Annotated in this window: 1 pseudogene; it reads left to right on the plus strand. The window is 68.9% G+C overall.

What is annotated here, in order from left to right:
- Window positions 1-1165 (plus strand): annotated as a pseudogene (locus tag ACGF8A_RS34555) (alpha-1,4-glucan--maltose-1-phosphate maltosyltransferase); the annotation flags it as partial.

Here is a 1165-nt window from a genome sequence, read left to right on the forward strand (position 1 = left end):
CCCGCCTCGCCGCGGCGTTGACGCCGGAGGTGGACGCGGTGCTCGCGCGGTATCCGCTGCGGGAGTTGGTGACCGCTTCCGGGGCGTTGCCGTTGCTGGTGGAGCGGGAGCGGGCGCTGTTCGGGTCGTGGTACGAGTTCTTCCCGCGCTCGGAGGGCACGCGGGAGCGGCCGCACGGGACGTTCCGTACCGCCGCGCGGCGGCTCGAGGCGATCGCCGCGATGGGCTTCGACGTGGTGTACCTGCCGCCGGTTCACCCGATCGGCAGCACGTTCCGCAAGGGCCCCAACAACACGCTCTGCGCGGGGCCCGACGACGTGGGTGTGCCGTGGGCGATCGGCTCGCCCGAGGGCGGCCACGACGCCGTCCACCCGGATCTGGGCACGCTGGAGGACTTCGACTGGTTCGTGGAGCGGGCCCGGGCGCACGGGCTGGAGATCGCGCTGGACTTCGCGTTGCAGTGCTCGCCGGACCATCCGTGGGTGGAGAAGCATCCGGAGTGGTTCCATCACCGCCCGGACGGCTCGATCGCCTATGCGGAGAACCCGCCGAAGAAGTACCAGGACATCTATCCGCTGGCCTTCGACCGGGACATGGACGGTCTGGTCGCCGAGACGCTGCGGTTGCTGCGGCACTGGATGTCGCACGGGGTGCGGATCTTCCGGGTCGACAACCCGCACACCAAGCCGGTGGTGTTCTGGGAGCGGGTCATCGCCGAGGTGGGCCGCACCGACCCGGATGTGATCTTCCTGGCGGAGGCGTTCACGCGTCCGGCGATGATGCACACGCTGGCGCAGATCGGCTTCCAGCAGTCGTACACGTACTTCACGTGGCGCAACTCCAAGCAGGAGCTGACGCAGTACCTGACCGAGCTTTCGGGTGAGGCGGCTTCCTACATGCGGCCGAACTTCTTCGTCAACACGCCGGACATCCTGCACGCCTACCTCCAGCACGGCGGCCGTCCCGCGTTCGAGGCACGGGCCGTCCTCGCCGCGACCCTCTCGCCCACCTGGGGTGTGTACTCGGGCTACGAGCTGTGCGAGAACGTGCCCCTGCGCGAGGGCAGCGAGGAGTACCTCGACTCGGAGAAGTACCAGCTCAAACCCCGCGACTGGGACGACCCCGACAGCATCGCCCCCCTCATCACCCAGCTCAACACCATCCG

Source organism: Streptomyces sp. NPDC047706 (assembly GCF_043204795.1).
Lineage (GTDB): Bacteria > Actinomycetota > Actinomycetes > Streptomycetales > Streptomycetaceae > Streptomyces.